The organism is Nonomuraea sp. B208 (assembly GCF_057536035.1).
Window position 1 is genome coordinate 358,236 of sequence record NZ_BAAJOU010000023.1, and the last position, 17,164, is coordinate 375,399.

The following is a 17,164-nucleotide window of genomic DNA, read 5'->3' on the forward strand; positions in this document are numbered from 1 at the left end:
ACCTCAACAATGACACTGTCACTATTGCAGTGTCAATGTTAGGCCGCCGCCGAGCTGGGCAGGGGGACAGACGTTGCCGATTGATGGCAAATAGCAACAAAACCGACGGACGGGGAGGAATCTCGACAATGGCCACGATCAAAGGTCCGCTCTCGGACGACGCCAGGAACACCGTCGCCGAGTGCCTGCAAGGCGCGCTGATCGACCTGATCGACCTGTCGCTGGTCGGCAAGCAGGCGCACTGGAACCTCGTGGGCAGCCACTTCCGCTCGGTCCACCTCCAGCTCGACCAGGTCGTCGCACTCGCGAGGACGCACATGGACACGCTCGCCGAGCGTGCCGTCGCCCTCGGGATCAACCCCGACGGCCGGGCCGCCACCGTCGCGAAGGCGACCAAGCTGGCCCAGCTGGAGAGCGGCTGGCTGGAGGACGGCAAGGTCGTCGCGACCATCACGGACTGCCTGGGCGGGATCAGCAAGCGCATGTACGAGCGCATCCAGCAGACCGAAGAGGCCGACCCGGTGACCCAGGACCTGCTCATCGCCGCGGTCCAGGAGATCGACAAGCAGCACTGGATGTTCCAGGCGATGACCTGAGCGGAGCACGGCATGCCCGGAGCCCGGGGACCGAGGAAGCGGCCCCGGGCTCCGCGCGCGACCGGCCCCCGGCGAGGTTTGCGCAGAGTTTGAACTCGCGAATCCCTGCCATTCATGTCCGTGCGGTCCACTAGCGTGGCACCTAGAGGGAGGCCCCACGATGTCCCACAAGACTCTCCTCCGCACGGGCCCGCTCATGCAGGGCGGCACCAGCCCGTACGGACCGCTCGGCCTGCCGGACGCCGAAGGTCTCGCGCTGCCCTCGGGGTTCACCGGCCGGGTGGTGGCCCGCAGCGGCGACAAGGTCGCCGGGCTGACCTGGCACGCCGCGCCCGACGGCGGCGCCTGTTTCCCCGACGGCGACGGCTGGATCTACGTGTCCAACTCCGAGCTGCCGCTGCTCGGCGGCGCGTCGGCGCTGCGCTTCCGTGCCGACGGCACGGTGGGCGACGCCTACCGCATCCTGTCCGGCACCGATCTCAACTGCGCCGGCGGCGCCACGCCGTGGCACACCTGGCTGTCGTGCGAGCTCGGCCACCGCGGCCGGGTCTTCGAGTGCGACCCCTACGGCGCGCGGGCCGCGCGGCCCCGCCTCGCCATGGGCCGCTTCCGGCACGAGGCCGCCGCCTGCGACCCCGAGCGGCGCGTGGTCTACCTCACCGAGGACGAGCCGGACGGCTGCTTCTACCGCTTCAGCCCCTCCGACTGGGGCGACCTCACCGAGGGCACGCTGGAGGTGCTGTGCGGCTCCGGGCAGTGGCGGGTGGTGCCGTCGCCGGCCGGGCTGCTGCAGGAGACCCGCCACCAGGTGGCCGACGCGCGCCGCTTCGACGGCGGCGACGCCTGCCACTACGCGGGCGGGGTCTGCTACTTCACCACCAAGGGCGACGCCGGCCTGTGGGCCTACGACGGGCAGACCGCCGCGCTCGACCGGCTGTGCGAGGGGGTGCGCACCATCACGGCCGCGCCCTCCGGCGACCTCTACGCGGCCCGGCGCACCACCCAGATCGACGTGATCGCCCCCGACCGGGAGGTCACGCCGTTCCTGCGGCTGGAGGGGCAGGCCGGGGTGGAGCTGACCGGCCTCGCGTTCTCGCCGCGCGGCGACCGGCTCTACTTCTCGGCCAGGCGCGGCCGGGCGGAGGGCCGCACGTTCGAGGTCGCCGGCCCCTTCCGAGCCTGAGAGCCCGGCGGGAGGCTCACAGGTCGAGCGTCCACCACTGCTCGTTGACCTCGACGCCGTTCTCCGTGCCCTTCTCCTCCGCCGTCAGCCGGAAGCCGGCCGCCTCGTAGATGCGCCGCGCGCTCACCAGGCAGTCGCGCGTCCACAGCGTGATCCGCCGGCGGCCGTCGGCCCTGGCGTGCCGCAGGCACTCCTCGACCAGCCGCCGCCCGATGCCCATGCCGCGCGCGGACGGCTCGACCAGCAGGATCCGCAGCTTCGCCTGGCCGTCGTCCTCGCGCACGTAGAAGACGCAGCCCACGCGCTCGCCGCCGGCCTCGGCGATCCAGCCGGCGTCCTTGGTGAAGTCGAGGCCCGCGACGATGCCGGCGACGGTCTGCTCGAAGGCGGTGCCCCAGCCGTACTCGCGGCTGTAGAGGTCGGCGTGCCGCTGGACGACCCAGCCGAGATCGCCGGTGCGCGGCGGCCTGATCACGTACGGCTCCGGCCGGGGCTCCCCGTCCGACAGCAGCGACCTGATCGTGGCCATGCCGCCGACCAGCCGCCCCTGGTCGGCCTCCGGCAGCCCGGACAGCAGCCGCTCGATCTGCTCGGCCGAGCGCCGGTCGAGGTCGGCGTACGTGGCCGAGCCCTTGTCGGTGAGGCGGACGACCTGCTTGCGCGCGTCGGAGGCCGAGCGCTCGCGCCGGATCAGCCCCTCGGCGTCGAAGCGGGTGAGGATCCTGCTGAGGTAGCCGGCGTCGAGGTCGAGCAGCGCGCGCAGCTCCCCGGTCTCCATCGGCTCGGCGTGGGCCAGCTCGAACAGCACCCTCCCCTCGGTCAGCGAGTACGGCGAGTCCAGCATGCCCGCCCGCAGCACGCCGATCAGCTGCGTGTAGAAGCGGTTGAAGGCCCGGACCTCAGAAACCCTTGCTTCTGTCAACGAACTCATTGCCACAGTCAACCATGATTGGATGGGAGCTGTGAAGCTCCTGCGCATCGGCGGCTACGGCCCCGGCATCCTCACCTTCGGCGGCGACAGCGACGGGCGCTTCGGCGGCGAGGGTGAGCTCACCCGGGTCGCGGCGCCGTCGTTCCTCGCCGTCCATCCCACGCTGCCGGTGCTCTACGCCGTCGGCGAGCTCGAACGCGGCTGGCTCACCGCCTTCGCCGTCCGCGAGGACGGGCTCGCGCCCCTCGACGAACGACCCAGCGAGGGCTCCAGCCCGTGCCACGTGGCCGTGGACCCGTCCGGCACGCTGCTCGCCGCCACCAACTACGGCGACGGCACGGCCGTGCTCTACCGGCTCGACGCGCGGGGCGCGTTCGAGGGCGAGCCGATCGTGCTGCGCCACGAGGGCTCCGGCCCCGACCCGGAGCGCCAGGAGGGCCCGCACGCCCACGAGGCCGTCTTCCACGACGGCGTCCTGCACGTCTCCGACCTCGGCACCGACGAGATCCGGCGCTACCTGCCCGACGGCACGCCGCTGGAGCCTCTCACCCTGCAGCCCGGCACCGGCCCGCGCCACTTCGCCTTCGCCGGGGGCCGCCTCTACGTCGCGGGCGAGCTCGACGGCACCGTCACCATGATCGAGGAGGACGGCCGGCGCACCGTCGCGCCCGCCTCCCGCGTCGCCGGCGTCGCCAACGCCCCCTCCCACCTCCAGCTCGACGGCGACCACGTCTACGTCGCCAACCGCGGCCCCGACACCGTCACCGTGCTGAGCGCCGCGGACCTCGCGCCGGTGGCCGAGGTGCCCTGCGGCGGCGCGTGGCCGCGCCACTTCGCCATCGACGGCGACCGGCTCTACGTCGCCAACCAGCACTCGGGCACGGTGACCGTCCTCGCGCTGACCGACGGCGTGCCCGGGCTCACGGGGGAGTCGTACGCGGCGGAGAGCCCCGCCTGCGTGCTGGTGGGCTGATTCTCCGCCGACAGGGTTCGGCGTTTGGTCTAGACCACTGGCGGGGGATGTGGGCAGAATGCGAGCTGAATACTGAGGTCAGGTTCGTGAACCCCAACGGGAGGAACCCGCCATGCGTATCGGAGTGCTCACAGGAGGGGGCGACTGCCCCGGGCTCAACGCCGTGATCAGGGCTGTCGTACGTAAGGGGGTGAGCGTCTACGGCCACGAGTTCGTGGGCTTCCGCGACGGCTGGCGCGGCCCCCTGGAGGGCGACACCATGCCGCTCGACATCCAGGCCGTCCGCGGCATCCTCCCGCGTGGCGGCACCATCCTGGGCTCCTCCCGGACCAACCCCATCAAGATCGAGGGCGGCGTCGACCGCATCAAGGAGAACCTGGCCGCCGGCGGCGTGGACGCGCTGATCGCCATCGGCGGCGAGGACACCCTGGGCGTCGCCAGGCAGCTCTACGAACGCCAGGTCAACGTCGTGGGCGTGCCCAAGACCATCGACAACGACCTGTCCGGCACCGACTACACCTTCGGCTTCGACACGGCCGTCAACATCGCCACCGAGGCCATCGACCGCCTCCACACCACGGCCGAGTCCCACCACCGGGCGCTCATCTGCGAGGTCATGGGCCGCCACGCGGGCTGGATCGCGCTGCACGCGGGCATGGCGGGCGGGGCCAACGTCATCCTCATCCCCGAGAAGCCGTTCGACATCGACCGCGTCTGCGAATACGTCGAGTCCCGCTTCCGCACCCGCTACTCGCCGATCATCGTCGTCGCCGAGGGCGCCCATCCGCTGGAGGGGCAGATGGCGCTGCAGGCGAGCGAGCTGGACGCGTTCGGGCACGTACGCCTCGGCGGCATCGGCGAGACGCTGGCCAAGGAGATCGAGAAGCGCACCGGCAAGGAGGCCCGCACCACGGTCCTCGGCCACATCCAGCGCGGCGGCACGCCGACGGCCTACGACCGGGTGCTCGCCACCAGGTTCGGGCTGCAGGCGATCGACGCGGCCCACGAGGGCGACTACGGCAAGATGGTCGCGCTGCGCGGCACCGACATCGTGAGGGTGGGCCTCGACGAGGCGACGTCCGAGCTGAAGACGGTGCCGGTGGAACGTTACGCCGAGGCCGAGGTCTTCTTCGGCTAGCTGCAAGCCGCCTGCAAGCGCCGGCCGTACCTTTGGGCCCAGCGGGGTTTCCGCTACAACCCGCTCAAGGGTACGGCTTGCGCCGCGGAGAGTCGGCGGCCCACCACGTGTCGCAGGCCGTACCCCCACTCATAGATCACCTGCGGGGCGTGCCGAACAGGTCGATCTCCGGCACGCCCTCCTCCCCGAGCCCGCGCAGCCGCTCGCGGAGCTCCGCCTCGCCGCGCAGCTCCTTCTCCGACGGCGACAGGATGAGCGCGAGCAGCAGCCCCACGGTCACCAGGCTGAGGCCGACGATCAGTGGCAGCAGGAAGTCGATGCCGCGCGCGCCCGGCGGCGTCGCCATCTCCGTGTGGTCGTGCACCGACAGGGCGAACATGCCCGTGTAGTGCATGCCGGAGACCGCCACGCCCATCACCAGCGCCGCCGCGCCGACCTTCAGCGCGCCGCTGACCCGCAGCGTGAACCACAGGGCCGCCGTGGCCGCCCCGATCGCGACGAGCACCGACAGCGCCACGACGACGGGGTCGTAGGAGAGGTGGGCGGACAGGTTCATGGCGGACATGCCGAGGTAGTGCATGCCGGCGACGCCGAGCCCGGTCAGCAGGCCGCCGCCGAGCAGGTAGGGCAGCCGCTCACCGCGGTGGGAGGCGAGGAACAGCCCGAGCCCCACGACGACGACGGCGAGCACCGCGGAGGCGGCCGTGCGCGGCACGTCGTAGCGGATGACCGTGCCGCTCACGGAGAAGCCCATCATGGCGATGAAGTGCATGGTCCAGATGCCCGTGCCGCCGATGGCGAGCGCGGCGCCGAGCAGCCAGTAGTTCGCCTCGCGCCCGCCCATGAGCCGCGCCCGCGAGGTGAGCATGAGGCCGAGCATGCTGCCGGCGGTGGAGATGAGGTACGCCATGACAGGCGTCAGCGGCCCGAAGGAGAAATGGTCAATCGGCGACATGACTCACCAGTCCCTTACGCAGAGATAAGGGAGTATCCACAGCGAGTCGTCAGGGCGCAACCACCTGTTGCCAAACTGTGCCTATGAGACGTGAGGGACTCTCGGCTCCTGCGGCATCGGCGGGCGCGGGCGGGCCAGGCGCTCCTGCCGGGCCGTACGCCGGCGCAGCTCCAGCTTGGCCACGAGCTCGGCGTCCTCGTGCAGCTCCTCCTGGGACGGCGACAGCAGCACCATGAGCAGCATGGTGAGCGTGATCAGGCTGATCACGGTCATGAGCGGGACGAGGAAGTCGAGGGCGTCGGCCCCCGTCGCCGGGGTGGGCCGCCCGTCGGCGGGCGCGTGCAGGGTGACGCGCATGGCGGCCATGCCGGTGTAGTGCATCCCGGCCACCGCGAGGCCCATGACGAGGGCGGCGGCGGTGATCCAGACCGGCTTCTTGACCCGCAGCGTGAACCAGAGCGCCGCCGTCGCCGCGACCACGGCGATCGCCACCGAGAGCACCACGGTGGGGCGGTCGTAGGAGACGTGGGCGGACATGTTCATGGCGTACATGCCGAGGTAGTGCATGGAGGCCACGCCGAGGCCCGTGAGCAGGCCGCCGCCGAGCAGCGCGGGGAGCCGGCCCCGGCCGTACGAGACGAGGAACAGGCCGGTGCCGACGACCACGATCGCCACGAGCGCCGACGCCACGGTGAGCGGGACGTCGTAGGTGATCCTGGTGCCGTCCACGGCGAAGCCCATCATCGCGACGAAGTGCATCACCCAGATGCCGGTGCCGCCGATGGAGACGGCCGCGCCGAGCAGCCAGCGGGTCCGCGCGCCGCCGCGCGAGGCGTGCGCCTGGGCGGTGAGCCGCAGTCCCAGCATCGACCCGAGGCAGGACATCACGTACGCGAGCGCCGGCGTGAGCGGACCGTGGGTGAAGTGGTTCACAGCAGAGGTCATGGAGCCGAGATCCTCGGAGGTTAGGGGTCGCCGAATTCTTCCATCCCGGATATCCCTTACGTATGGATACTTGAACTATCTGTCAAATGTCCTGTCGGAAACGGCGCAGGCCGCGCGCGGACTAAACTCGATGGGTCACGGCGTTGCGATGAAGGCCGTCCCATCCCTGCTCCCCGGAGGTTCCACCATGACGATGTCCGCCCTGGGCGAGCCGTGCGTACTGCTCAAGCTGGGCGAGATCGTCCTGAAGGGCAAGAACCGCGAGCTGTTCGAGCGCCGCCTGATCGCCAACATCCGGCACGCGCTGGAGGGCAGCACCGACCTCAAGACCGACGTGCGCAAGCGGCACGGCGTGATCGCGATCTTCCTGCCCGAGGGCACGACCGTCGAGCAGGCCGAGGTCGTCGCGCAGCGCGTCGCCGAGGTTCCCGGACTGGTCTGGATCCACCGCGCCTGGCGGGTCGCCAAGGACCCCGAGGCCGTCCTCAAGGCCGGCCTGGAGCTGGTCGGCGAGAGCGAGGAGGCCAAGCGCGGCGCCCGCTTCGCGGTCCGCTCGCGCCGCCGCGACAAGCGCTTCCCCCTGCGCTCCAACGAGCTCGACCGCCTGGTCGGCGGCGCCATCAACGACGAGTACGGCCTCCCCGTCGACCTGCGCAACCCCGAGCTGACCCTGCACATCGAGGTCGACAGGGACGAGGTGTTCGTCTTCACCGGCGGCATCCCCGGCCAGGGCGGCCTGCCCGTCGGCAGCAGCGGCCGGGCGCTGGCCCTCATGTCGGGCGGCATCGACTCCCCGGTGGCCGCCTACCGCATGATGCGGCGCGGCCTCCACGTCGACTTCCTGCACTTCTCCGGCATCCCGTTCACCACCTCCGAGTCGATCTACAAGGCGTACGCGCTGGTGCGCAAGCTCGACCGCTTCCAGGGCCGCTCGCGGCTCTGGGTGGTGCCCTTCGGCAAGGCGCAGCAGTCGATCCGCACCTCCGGCCAGGACCGCCTGGCGGTCATCGCGCAGCGGCGGCTCATGCTCAAGACCGCCGAGGAGGTCGCCCACCGCATCAAGGCGGCCGCGCTGGTCACCGGCGACGCGCTCGGGCAGGTCTCCTCGCAGACCCTGACCAACATCACCGCCCAGGACAACGCGGTCGAGCTGCCGATCCTGCGCCCGCTCGTCGGCTGGGACAAGACCGAGATCATGGCTGAGGCCCGGCGCATCGGCACGCTGGAGATCTCCGAGCTGCCCGACGAGGACTGCTGCTCCCTGCTCGCCCCCAAGCGGGCCGAGACCCGCGCCAAGATCGAGGACCTCAAGCAGATCGAGCGGCGGCTGGACGCCGAGGAGCTCTGCGTCCAGCTCGCCGACTCGATCCAGGAATACACCCTCTGAGACGAGGGGGCTGAGGCCGAGGGCGGCGCTCGGAGCGCCGGCGCCGCCCCGGTTCTCAGAGCGCCAGCGCGGCCGCCGCCGACTTGCCGAGCAGCGGCGGCAGGTCCGTCATCACCTGGGCCAGCTCACCCAGGTCGTCCTCCACCAGCGCCTGCGGGCCGTCGCAGAGCGCCTGCTCGGGCTGCGGGTGCACGTCGATGATCACGCCGTCGGCGCCCACCGCCAGGGCCGCCCGGGTCAGCGGCAGCACCAGGTCGCGCCGGCCGCCCGAGTGCGACGGGTCCACGATCACCGGCAGGTGCGACAGCCGCTGCGCCACCGGCACCGCCGCGATGTCGAGCGTGTTGCGGGTCGCCTGCTCGAAGGTGCGGATGCCGCGCTCGCACAGCACGATGTCGAGGTTGCCGCGCTGGGCGACGTACTCGGCGGCCATCAGCCACTCCTCGATGGTGGCGCTCATGCCGCGCTTCAGCATCACCGGCCGGCCGGCCGCGCCGACCGCCTGCAGCAGCGCGAAGTTCTGCATGTTGCGGGTGCCGACCTGCAGCATGTCCGCGTACGCGGCCACCAGCTCCACGTCCCGGGCGTCCACCACCTCGGTCACGATCGGCAGCCCGGTCTCCTCGCGCACGTCCGCCAGGATGCGCAGGCCCGCCTCGCCCAGCCCCTGGAAGGCGTACGGCGAGGTGCGCGGCTTGAACGCCCCGCCGCGCAGCAGCCGCGCCCCGGCCGCCTGCGCCATCCGGGCCGCGTCCAGCGTCTGCTGGTGGGTCTCCACCGCGCACGGCCCCGCGATGAGCGTCACGGTGCCGGGGCCGATCGGCACGCCGCCCACATGGACCGTCGAGCGTTCGGGATGGTTCTCCCGGCTCACCAGTTTGTACGGCGCGGAGATCCGCATCACGTCGCGCACCCCGGGCATGCCGCGCAGGCTCGCCCCGTCGAGCTGGGCCACGTCGCCGACCAGGCCGACGATCGTGCGCCGTACGCCCTTGCTGACGAACGCCTCCACGCCGGCCGCCTGCACGAGGCCGACGATCGCCTCGACGTCGCCGGACGTGGCCTCGGGCCCCATGACGATCACCATCTGAACACTCTCCTTGTCGTCCCCGGAAAACACGAAAGGCCCCGGGTCCTGTCGGACCCGGGGCCTTTCGTTCGCCTGTCTGCTAGCGCAGCGTCAGATGGCGAACGGACTCGGGTCCGTCGCCATACCAAAACAGGAACGCGTTGCGCATAGGCCCGCATCCTATCGCACGAGACCCGGCCGCGAGCCGCGCGCGGACCGGTGGCAGGATGTGCGTCAGACGCGAGTCAGGTGAGGGGAGAGATCGTGGAGGAGTCGCGCCTGCCACCAGGCCAGTACGTCCCGCGAGGCCGACCCGTCATCCACTACGGCAGAGTGCCGCAGTTCAAGCCGGAGACCTGGGACTTCAAGGTGTTCGGCGCCACCGCCTCGGGCGAGGAGCACCGTTTCACCTGGGGCGAGTTCGAGTCCCTGCCCCGCGTGACGCGCGTGGCCGACTTCCACTGCGTGACCAAGTTCTCGCTCATGGCCAACGAGTGGCGCGGCGTCACCCCGGCGACCCTCATGGCGGCCGCCCCGCCCGACCCGGGCGTCAGCCACGTCATGATCTGGGCCGAGTACGGCTACAGCGCCAACCTGCGCATGTCCGACTTCGCGGCCCCCGACACGTTGTTCGCGATGGAGCTGGACGAGAAGCCGCTCAGCGCCGAGCGCGGCCACCCGGTCCGCATCGTGGTGCCGCACCTGTACGCCTGGAAGAGCGTCAAGTGGGTGCGCGCCATCGAATACCTCCTGGAGGACCGGCGCGGCTTCTGGGAGGAGCGCGGCTACCACAACGTCGCCGACCCCTGGCGCGAGCAGCGCTACTCCTACCAGGAAGAACCCGGCGAAGGGCCTCCCTGACACCCGTGCTCGAGCGGACACGGCGGGTGCGCCCGGCGTCACCTGGGTGTAGCCGAATCAGCACGCTCCGTTGGCGTGTCGCTTGTGACCTTCGCGTTCATGCGGCAGCGTGGCCGCCATGCTGAGAGTGCTGGCCGTGGACGACGAGGTCCCCGCCCTGGAGGAGCTGGCCTACCTGCTGCGCCAGGACGACCGGATCGAGCACGTCTCGACCGCGGCCGACGGCGTCACGGCGCTGCAGGACATGGTCCAGATGATCGGCGGCGGCGAGCGGCTCGACGCCGTGTTCCTCGACATCGGCATGCCGGGGCTCAACGGGCTCGACCTGGCCCGGCTGGTCGGCGGCTTCCCGAGCCCGCCACGGCTGGTCTTCGTCACCGCTCACGAGGAGTGCGCGGTGCAGGCGTTCGAGCTGGAGGCGGTCGACTACCTGCTCAAGCCGGTCCGGGCCGAGCGGCTGTCGGAGGCCGTGCGCCGGCTGGAGGCCGCCGCGGCGCCCGCGCCCGTGCCGGTCCAGGACGACGTCATCCCGGTCGAGCTGGGCGGGCGCACCCGGTTCGTGCCGCAGCAGGCCGTGCGCTACGCCGAGGCCAAGGGCGACTACGTGCGGCTGCACACCGTGGACGGCAGCTACCTCGTCCGCATGTCGCTGGCCGCGCTGGAGCGGCGCTGGTCGCAGGCCGGGTTCCTGCGCATCCACCGCAGCACGCTGGTGTCGGCGCGGCACGTCAGCGAGCTGCGCTTCGAGGGCGGGCGGGTGGTCCTCACCGTCGGCGGCGAGCAGCTCCCGGTGAGCCGCCGGCACAGCCGCCAGGTGCGCGAGCAGCTCGTCCGCCAGCACCGGGGCGTGATCTCGTAAGGGCGTGAAACGGGGTGCGGGCACTCCCGCCCCGGCGCCGCTCATGGGGCAGGGGCCGTCCGCGCCGGTGGTAATGATTTCCCTGGTCACATGCCCTCGGGCGGCAGGGCGGACGGGCCGGACGGGAAGGCGGACGCGGGCGCCGGGCCACCGGGCACGCCCCTGATCGGCCGCTCGTCGTTCCGGGGTGACCGCTCGTCGTCAACCCACTCTCCGTACAGCGCTGACTACGGACCGTTCGACGCGCTGGTCAGCAACGGGGTTTCGCTCCCAAGATCGCATCCGTAGTGTCATGGCATCGGAAGCCACTCCGGCGCATCGGGGGGACGAGCCGGGGGGCTCACCGCAGGTCTGATGCGCCGGACTCACCGGCGGCCCTCGCTGGCCGCCGCGGCGGCCGGGCCCTTGACCGGGGGGTGGGGCCCGCCACGCCGGACCGTGAAGGGGCGCCCGCCGAGGCCGGTTCGCCGGCCCCGCGATCCGGCCACGGGGGCGGTCGGATCGCGCGCGCGGGCGCCCCAGCGTCACAAGATCCCGCCGTGGGCGGGGCTCAGTGGGCGTCGCGCAGTTTCTTCAGCAGGGCGATGTCCTCGGCGTGCTTGGGCGCCTTGCCGGGCGTCTCGATGCAGATGGGCACGCCCGCCACCGCCGGATGCCGCATGATCTCCGCGAACGGCTCCGCGCCGATGTGCCCCGCCCCGATGTTCTCGTGCCGGTCCTTCTTCGCCCCGCACACGTCCTTGGAGTCGTTGGCGTGGATCAGCTTGAGCCGGCCCGGCGCGATGCGGTGCAGCGCGTCGAACGTCTCGGCCACCCCGCCCGGCGCGGCCAGGTCGTGGCCGGCGGCGAAGGCGTGGCAGGTGTCGAGGCAGACGCAGGCGCGCGGATGCCACTCCAGCGCCGCCAGGTAGGGCTCCAGGTCCTGGACGGTCGCGCACAGCATGGCGCCCTGCCCGGCCATCGGTTCGAGCAGCAGGTCGGGCCCGCCGTCGGGGATCTCGTCGAGCAGCGGCAGCAGGTGCTCGCGGAGCTGGCGCATGGCGTCGTCGCGCGGCTGCGTCACCGCCGAGCCCGTGTGCACCACGACGCCCTTCGCGCCGGTCTCGACGCCGCGCCGCAGCGCGTGCCGGACCACGCCGACCGAGCCGGCGAGCGTGTCGGCGTTGGGCGAGCCGAAGTTGACGAGGTAGGGCACGTGGATGAAGGCCGTGACCCCCGACTCGGCCAGCTTGGCGTCCTGGTCGGGCTTGCCGTCGTTGAGCGCCCAGCCGCGCGGGTTGGTGACGAACACCTGGATCATCTCGGCGCCGATCTCGGCCATGTACTTCAGGCCGCCGGTCGCCAGGCCGCCGGTCACGGACACGTGTCCGCCGATCAGGGATGTTGGGCTCATGATGCCCTCAGTTTAGGCGCACCCCGCGCCGCCCGGAGCCGCCGCCACCTGCGCGAACCCCCGTGCCGGCAGTGAGCGTGTTGGAGCATGACACGAAAAGCGGGCCGCCCCAGGGGCGGGAGTTGGGAGTTCTCGCGGATGGACCGGGCACGAAGGGCCTGTGTGTACTTCTCACATGCCCGCAACGCTCAGCGCGCTCGCCGCGTTCAACGCCGCCCCGGCGGGACAGGCCGAGGAGGAGCTGCGCGCCTGCTGCGCCTCCACCGCCTTCGCCGCGCGGGTGGCGGCGGGCCGGCCGTACGGTGACCTCGCCGCCCTGCTGGCCGCGGCAGAGGCGGCGGCCGGCGCGCTGGCCTGGCCGGACGTGCTGGAGGCGCTGGCCGCCCACCCGAGGATCGGGGAGCGGCCGGCCGGCGCGGGCCGGGAGGCGGCCTGGTCGCGGCAGGAGCAGTCCGGCGTCGGCGACGACCTGCGCGCCGCGCTCGCCGAGGGCAACCGGGCCTACGAGGCCCGCTTCGGGCACGTCTACCTGGTGTGCGCCACCGGCCTCGGCGGGGCCGAGCTGCTGGCGCGGCTGCGCGAGCGGCTGGGCAACGACGAGGAGCGCGAGCGCGCGGCCGTACGCGGCGAGCTGGCGAAGATCACCCGGTTGCGGCTGGTCAAGCTGATGGGAGGAGGGGAGTGAGCTTCTCGACGCACGTGCTCGACGCGGTCGCCGGGCGGCCGGCCGCCGGGGTGCGGGTGCGCCTGGAGGACGCCGGCGGGCGCGTCCTGGCCGAGGGCCGCACCGACGGCGACGGCCGGATCAAGGGGTGGGACACCGCGGGCGCGGGCGTGCACCGCGTCGTCTTCGACACCGGCGGCTACCTCGCCGAGACCTTCTATCCCGAGGTGGTCATCGCCTTCACCGTCACCGACCCCGCGCAGCACCACCACGTGCCGCTGCTGCTCAGCCCCTACGCCTACTCCACCTACCGAGGAAGCTGATGACCGTCAAGCTCGGCCCCAACCGCTACGGCAAGGCGGGCGTCAGGCTCGTCCGGGTGGTCCGCGAGGGCCCCGTCCACCACCTCAAGGACCTCAACGTCTCCACCGCGCTCTCCGGCGACATGGAGGCCGTGCACCTGACCGGCGACAACGCCGCCGTGCTGCCCACCGACAGCCAGAAGAACACCGTGCACGCCTTCGCCAGGAAGCACGGCGTCGGCGAGATCGAGGAGTTCGCGCTGCTGCTGGCCCGGCACTTCGTCGGCGCGGGGCGGGCCGTCCATCACGCGCGGGTGGAGATCGAGGAGTACGCCTGGCGCCGCGGCGGCCCGCACTCGTTCGTCCGCGACGGCGGCGAGGTGCGCACCTGCGTCGTCCACCACGACCGCGACGGCCGCACCACGGTGGTGTCGGGACTCAAGGACCTGGTGCTGCTCAACACCACCGGCTCGGAGTTCCACGGGTTCGCCGTGGACGAGTACACCACCCTGCAGCCCACCACCGACCGCATCCTGGCCACGGCCGTCACGGCCCGCTGGCGGCACAGCGGGGAGAGCGCCGACCACGCGGCCTCGTACGAGCGGGCCCGCGGCTGCCTGCTGGAGGCGTTCGCCGGCACCCACAGCCTGTCGCTCCAGCAGACCCTGTACGCCATGGGCGAGCGCGTCCTGACCTCCTGTCCCGAGCTGTGCGAGGTGCGGCTCGCCCTGCCCAACAGGCACCACTTCCTGGTGGACCTGTCGCCGTTCGGCCTGGACAACGACAACGAGGTCTACCACGCCGCCGATCGGCCGTACGGGCTCATCGAGGGCGGCGTGCTCCGCGAGGACGCGCCCGACGCCGGATTCGCCTGGGAGTAGCCACGATGGACTTCTTGCGGCCCACGACGTGGGCGGAGGCGCTGGCCGCCAAGGCGGACCAGCCGGAGGCGGTGCCCCTCCAGGGCGGCACCGATGTCATGGTGGAGATCAACTTCGCGGTGCGCAGGCCGCCCGCGCTGCTCGACCTCACGCGGGTGGCCGAGCTGCGGGAGTGGTCCGTGGCCGGCGGGGAGTGCCGGATCGGGGCCGGGGTGCCGTACCGGGTGATCGTCGAGGAGCTGGGCGGCGTCGTGCCGGGGCTGGCGCAGGCGGCGCGTACGGTCGGCTCGCCGCAGATCCGCAACCGCGGCACGGTGGGCGGCAACCTCGGCGCGGCCTCGCCCGCGGGCGACAGCCATCCGCCCCTGCTGGCCGCCGGGGCGGTGATCGAGGTGGAGTCGCGGGACGGGGGCGTGCGGACGATCCCCGCCGCGCAGTTCTACCTCGGCGTCAAGCGCAGCGCCCTGCGGCCGGACGAGCTGATCAGGGCCGTACGCGTGCCGAGCGCGCCGGGTCCCCAGTACTTCTCCAAGGTCGGCACGCGCAACGCCATGGTGATCGCGGTGTGCTCGTTCGCGATCGCGCTCGACCCCGCGCGGCGGCGGGTGGGCACCGGCATCGGCTCGGCCGCCCCCACCCCGCGCCGGGCCGAGGAGGCCGAGGAGCTGATGGCGCGCGAGCTCGACTGGGACGCGCCCGTGCTCGACCCGGCGCTGGTCGAGCGGTTCGGGCGGCTGTGCGCGGGGGCGGCCGCGCCGATCGACGACGTACGCGGCACCGCCGCCTACCGCCTGCGCGCCCTCGACGTCATGGCCCGCCGCACGCTGACCTGGGCCTGGAACGACCACCGAGGAAGGAGGGCGGCCTGATGCGCGTCACGTTCACCGTCAACGGCCGCGAGGAGAGCGCCGACGGCGTGTGGGAGGGCGAGAGCCTGCTGTACGTGCTGCGTGAGCGGCTCGGCCTCCCCGGCTCCAAGAACGCCTGCGAGCAGGGCGAGTGCGGCTCGTGCACCGTCTACCTGGATGGCGAGCCGGTCTGCTCCTGCCTGGTCGCCGCCGGGCAGGCCGAGGGACGGCGGGTGCGCACCGTGGAGGGCCTGGCCGAGGGGGACAGGCTCGACCCGGTGCAGGAGGCGTTCGTCGAGTGCGGGGCCGTGCAGTGCGGCTTCTGCACGCCCGGGCTGCTCGTGCAGGCGCACGACCTGCTGGAACGCCTGCCTGACCCGTCCGACGCGGAGATCCGCGAGGCGCTGGCGGGCAACCTGTGCCGGTGCACCGGCTACGAGAAGATCCTCGACGCGGTGCGCCTGGCCGCCACCAGGAAAGGGGCCGCCGGATGAGCCTGATCATCGAGAACGTGCACCTCGCGCCGGTCGCCGGCTCCGAGATCCCCGCGGGCTGGCTGAGGATCGAGGGCGACAGGATCGCCGGGCTGGGCCCCGGCCCCGCCCCCGACGCGCCCGGCGCGGAACGCCTCGACGGCACCGGCTGCCTGGCCACCCCCGGGCTGGTCAACACCCACCACCACCTCTACCAGTGGGCCTCCCAGGGGCTCGCGCAGGACGCCACCCTGTTCGAGTGGCTGGTGGCGCTCTACCGCGTGTGGGCCGCCATGGACGCCGAGATCGTCAGGGGCGCCTCGGCGGCCGGGCTCGGCTGGCTGGCGCTGTCCGGCTGCACCACCTCCAGCGACCACCACTACCTGTTCCCGAAGGGGCGGGGCGACCTGTTCGCGGCCGGGATCGAGGCGGCGCGCGAGGTCGGGCTCCGCTTCCATCCCGCCCGCGGCTCGATGGACAGGGGAGAGTCGCGGGGCGGGCTGCCGCCGGACGAGGTGGTCGAGGACCTGGACGAGATCCTCGCCGCCACCGCCGAGGCCGTCGACGCCTACCACGACCCGTCGCCCTCCTCGATGCTGCGGGTGGCGGTGGCGCCGTGCTCGCCGTTCTCGGCGAGCGGCGAGCTGATGACGCAGTCGGCCGCCCTGGCGCGGGACATGGGCGTACGCCTGCACACCCATCTCGCCGAGACCGTGGACGAGGACGAGCACTGCCTGGAGCAGTTCGGCCTGCGGCCCGTGGACTACATGGACAAGCTGGGCTGGCTCGGCCCTGACGTGTGGCTCGCGCACACGGTGCACCTCAGCGACGCCGACATCGCCAAGCTCGCCATCACCGGCACCGGCGCCGCCCACTGCCCGTCCTCCAACGGCCGGCTCGGGGCCGGCATCGCGCGCGTCTCGGAGATGCTGCGGCGCGGCGTGAACGTCGGCCTCGGCGTGGACGGCGCCGCCTCCTCCGAGCTGACGCCGCTGGCCGGCGAGATGCGCCAGGCCCTGCTGTTCCAGCGGGCCCGCTACGGCCCCCGGGCGCTGACCGCCCGCCAGGCACTGGAGCTGGCCACCCTGGGCGGGGCGCGCAACCTCGGCCGCGAGGGCGAGCTGGGCACGCTGGAGCCCGGCAAGCTCGCCGACGTCGCCCTGTGGCGGGTGGACGGGCCGTACGCGGCGGCCGTCGCCGACCCGGTCTGCGCGCTGGTCTTCGGGCCCGCGCTGCCGCTCGTCCGGCTGCTGGTCGGCGGGCGTACGGTGGTCGCGGACGGCGAGCTCAGGACCGCCTCCCAGGACGCGCTCGGACGGGCAGGCGCAGAGGCGGGGCGCAGGCTGCTCGAACGGGCCGGAGGCACGGCATGACCGTTAAGGTGTGGATGTCCTGATCGAACATCCCCCCGGAAGGCGGCCCCGTGACGGCGGAACTCCCCGAACAGCGGCTGGCGCGGCTCAAGAGCACCTTCGCCGCGATCGACACCGACGGCGACGGCTACATCAGCGAGAGCGAGCTGAAGCAGCACTTTCCCGACCTGCCGGCCGAGGCGCTGGGCGCGCTGAGCCAGAGCGCCGACTCCGACCAGGACGGCCGCTACTCCCTGGAGGAGTTCATCCGTACCGTCTCCTGACGCAGGCCCGCCACGCCCGTGATGCCAGGATGATGAGGCACGCCCTCCTGCCCGCTCGCACCGGGCAGGA

General features: G+C 72.5%; 19 protein-coding genes. 14 read left to right on the forward strand and 5 right to left on the reverse strand.

The genetic code is table 11. The annotated features are described in order from the left end of the window. Window positions 1-128 precede the first annotated feature (128 nt). Complete coding sequence (locus tag AC27IY_RS25565; protein ID WP_364445613.1) at window positions 129-596, forward strand: Dps family protein; 468 nt, start codon at window positions 129-131, stop codon at window positions 594-596. A 160-nt stretch (window positions 597-756) separates the two neighbouring features. Then, complete coding sequence (locus AC27IY_RS25570; RefSeq protein ID WP_364445611.1) at window positions 757-1,779, forward strand: alkaline phosphatase PhoX; 1,023 nt, start codon at window positions 757-759, stop codon at window positions 1,777-1,779. Window positions 1,780-1,795: 16 nt separating this feature from the next. On the opposite strand, the gene AC27IY_RS25575 is transcribed toward AC27IY_RS25570, so the two are convergent. Further along, the gene (locus AC27IY_RS25575) at window positions 1,796-2,710 is read right to left on the reverse strand and encodes a bifunctional helix-turn-helix transcriptional regulator/GNAT family N-acetyltransferase (protein WP_487179390.1); all 915 of its coding nucleotides are present in this window, start codon (window positions 2,708-2,710) and stop codon (window positions 1,796-1,798) included. Window positions 2,711-2,732: 22 nt separating this feature from the next. Between AC27IY_RS25575 and AC27IY_RS25580 the strand changes: the two genes are divergently transcribed. Then, complete coding sequence (locus tag AC27IY_RS25580; protein WP_487179391.1) at window positions 2,733-3,683, forward strand: lactonase family protein; 951 nt, start codon at window positions 2,733-2,735, stop codon at window positions 3,681-3,683. Window positions 3,684-3,795: 112 nt separating this feature from the next. Continuing rightward, window positions 3,796-4,821: a 6-phosphofructokinase gene (locus AC27IY_RS25585; protein ID WP_329580691.1), complete on the forward strand. Its 1,026-nt coding sequence runs from the start codon at window positions 3,796-3,798 to the stop codon at window positions 4,819-4,821. Between the two features lie 136 nt (window positions 4,822-4,957). Here AC27IY_RS25585 and AC27IY_RS25590 read toward each other — a convergent pair whose 3' ends face one another. Together AC27IY_RS25590 and AC27IY_RS25595 are read right to left on the reverse strand one after the other, a co-directional pair. Next, window positions 4,958-5,776, reverse strand: coding sequence for an MHYT domain-containing protein (locus AC27IY_RS25590; protein ID WP_487179392.1), 819 nt, complete (start codon window positions 5,774-5,776; stop codon window positions 4,958-4,960). 81 nt (window positions 5,777-5,857) lie between these two features. Further along, entirely contained in the window at window positions 5,858-6,721 is an 864-nt protein-coding gene (locus AC27IY_RS25595; protein ID WP_487179393.1) for an MHYT domain-containing protein, read from the reverse strand. Window positions 6,722-6,908: 187 nt separating this feature from the next. Between AC27IY_RS25595 and thiI the strand changes: the two genes are divergently transcribed. Next, window positions 6,909-8,108, forward strand: coding sequence for a tRNA uracil 4-sulfurtransferase ThiI (thiI, locus tag AC27IY_RS25600; RefSeq protein ID WP_344214719.1), 1,200 nt, complete (start codon window positions 6,909-6,911; stop codon window positions 8,106-8,108). Window positions 8,109-8,163: 55 nt separating this feature from the next. Here the strand turns inward: thiI and aroF are convergent, their stop codons facing one another. Beyond that, complete coding sequence (gene aroF, locus AC27IY_RS25605; RefSeq protein ID WP_423452781.1) at window positions 8,164-9,195, reverse strand: 3-deoxy-7-phosphoheptulonate synthase; 1,032 nt, start codon at window positions 9,193-9,195, stop codon at window positions 8,164-8,166. Window positions 9,196-9,441: 246 nt separating this feature from the next. Here aroF and AC27IY_RS25610 point away from each other — a divergent pair, with 246 nt between their 5' ends. Both AC27IY_RS25610 and AC27IY_RS25615 read left to right on the forward strand, forming a co-directional pair. Then, window positions 9,442-10,038, forward strand: a complete 597-nt coding sequence (locus AC27IY_RS25610) for a molybdopterin-dependent oxidoreductase (RefSeq protein ID WP_364445597.1) — start codon at window positions 9,442-9,444, stop codon at window positions 10,036-10,038. Between the two features lie 118 nt (window positions 10,039-10,156). Then, window positions 10,157-10,897 carry a LytR/AlgR family response regulator transcription factor gene (locus AC27IY_RS25615; RefSeq protein ID WP_344214725.1) on the forward strand — a complete coding sequence of 247 codons (741 nt, stop codon included), beginning with the start codon at window positions 10,157-10,159 and terminating at the stop codon, window positions 10,895-10,897. Window positions 10,898-11,447: 550 nt separating this feature from the next. On the opposite strand, the gene AC27IY_RS25620 is transcribed toward AC27IY_RS25615, so the two are convergent. Next, window positions 11,448-12,290, reverse strand: coding sequence for a deoxyribonuclease IV (locus AC27IY_RS25620; protein WP_487179394.1), 843 nt, complete (start codon window positions 12,288-12,290; stop codon window positions 11,448-11,450). Between the two features lie 175 nt (window positions 12,291-12,465). On the opposite strand from AC27IY_RS25620, the gene uraD reads away from it, so the two are divergent. From uraD to AC27IY_RS25655, 7 genes are read left to right on the forward strand one after another with little or no spacing between them, the layout of a single operon-like run. Then, a complete protein-coding gene (gene uraD, locus AC27IY_RS25625) occupies window positions 12,466-12,975 on the forward strand; it encodes a 2-oxo-4-hydroxy-4-carboxy-5-ureidoimidazoline decarboxylase (RefSeq protein WP_423452779.1) in 510 nt (169 codons plus the stop codon). After that, window positions 12,972-13,277, forward strand: a complete 306-nt coding sequence (uraH, locus tag AC27IY_RS25630) for a hydroxyisourate hydrolase (RefSeq protein ID WP_344214729.1) — start codon at window positions 12,972-12,974, stop codon at window positions 13,275-13,277. The genes uraD and uraH overlap by 4 nt, the downstream gene beginning before the upstream one ends. Continuing rightward, window positions 13,277-14,137, forward strand: coding sequence for a factor-independent urate hydroxylase (pucL, locus tag AC27IY_RS25635; RefSeq protein ID WP_344214731.1), 861 nt, complete (start codon window positions 13,277-13,279; stop codon window positions 14,135-14,137). Before uraH ends, pucL begins: the two co-directional genes overlap by 1 nt. A 5-nt stretch (window positions 14,138-14,142) precedes the next feature. Further along, entirely contained in the window at window positions 14,143-15,006 is an 864-nt protein-coding gene (locus tag AC27IY_RS25640) for an FAD binding domain-containing protein (RefSeq protein ID WP_487179395.1), read from the forward strand. Beyond that, window positions 15,006-15,479, forward strand: a complete 474-nt coding sequence (locus AC27IY_RS25645; protein ID WP_329580656.1) for a (2Fe-2S)-binding protein — start codon at window positions 15,006-15,008, stop codon at window positions 15,477-15,479. The genes AC27IY_RS25640 and AC27IY_RS25645 overlap by 1 nt, the downstream gene beginning before the upstream one ends. Further along, window positions 15,476-16,831, forward strand: coding sequence for an 8-oxoguanine deaminase (locus tag AC27IY_RS25650; protein ID WP_487179396.1), 1,356 nt, complete (start codon window positions 15,476-15,478; stop codon window positions 16,829-16,831). The genes AC27IY_RS25645 and AC27IY_RS25650 overlap by 4 nt, the downstream gene beginning before the upstream one ends. 50 nt (window positions 16,832-16,881) lie before the next feature. Beyond that, window positions 16,882-17,094 carry an EF-hand domain-containing protein gene (locus tag AC27IY_RS25655; RefSeq protein WP_329580652.1) on the forward strand — a complete coding sequence of 71 codons (213 nt, stop codon included), beginning with the start codon at window positions 16,882-16,884 and terminating at the stop codon, window positions 17,092-17,094. Window positions 17,095-17,164 lie beyond the last annotated feature (70 nt).

Coding starts and splice junctions, on each gene's coding strand:
- AC27IY_RS25570 (WP_364445611.1), top strand. CDS start 757: ATGTCCCACAAGACTCTCCTCCGCACGGGCCCGCTCATGCAGGGCGGC.
- AC27IY_RS25580 (WP_487179391.1), top strand. CDS start 2,733: ATGGGAGCTGTGAAGCTCCTGCGCATCGGCGGCTACGGCCCCGGCATC.
- aroF (WP_423452781.1), bottom strand. CDS start 9,195: ATGGTGATCGTCATGGGGCCCGAGGCCACGTCCGGCGACGTCGAGGCG.
- AC27IY_RS25640 (WP_487179395.1), top strand. CDS start 14,143: ATGGACTTCTTGCGGCCCACGACGTGGGCGGAGGCGCTGGCCGCCAAG.
- AC27IY_RS25650 (WP_487179396.1), top strand. CDS start 15,476: ATGAGCCTGATCATCGAGAACGTGCACCTCGCGCCGGTCGCCGGCTCC.
- AC27IY_RS25595 (WP_487179393.1), bottom strand. CDS start 6,721: ATGACCTCTGCTGTGAACCACTTCACCCACGGTCCGCTCACGCCGGCG.
- AC27IY_RS25565 (WP_364445613.1), top strand. CDS start 129: ATGGCCACGATCAAAGGTCCGCTCTCGGACGACGCCAGGAACACCGTC.
- AC27IY_RS25585 (WP_329580691.1), top strand. CDS start 3,796: ATGCGTATCGGAGTGCTCACAGGAGGGGGCGACTGCCCCGGGCTCAAC.
- AC27IY_RS25575 (WP_487179390.1), bottom strand. CDS start 2,710: ATGAGTTCGTTGACAGAAGCAAGGGTTTCTGAGGTCCGGGCCTTCAAC.
- uraD (WP_423452779.1), top strand. CDS start 12,466: ATGCCCGCAACGCTCAGCGCGCTCGCCGCGTTCAACGCCGCCCCGGCG.
- AC27IY_RS25590 (WP_487179392.1), bottom strand. CDS start 5,776: ATGTCGCCGATTGACCATTTCTCCTTCGGGCCGCTGACGCCTGTCATG.
- AC27IY_RS25620 (WP_487179394.1), bottom strand. CDS start 12,290: ATGAGCCCAACATCCCTGATCGGCGGACACGTGTCCGTGACCGGCGGC.
- AC27IY_RS25615 (WP_344214725.1), top strand. CDS start 10,157: ATGCTGAGAGTGCTGGCCGTGGACGACGAGGTCCCCGCCCTGGAGGAG.
- AC27IY_RS25645 (WP_329580656.1), top strand. CDS start 15,006: ATGCGCGTCACGTTCACCGTCAACGGCCGCGAGGAGAGCGCCGACGGC.
- pucL (WP_344214731.1), top strand. CDS start 13,277: ATGACCGTCAAGCTCGGCCCCAACCGCTACGGCAAGGCGGGCGTCAGG.
- thiI (WP_344214719.1), top strand. CDS start 6,909: ATGACGATGTCCGCCCTGGGCGAGCCGTGCGTACTGCTCAAGCTGGGC.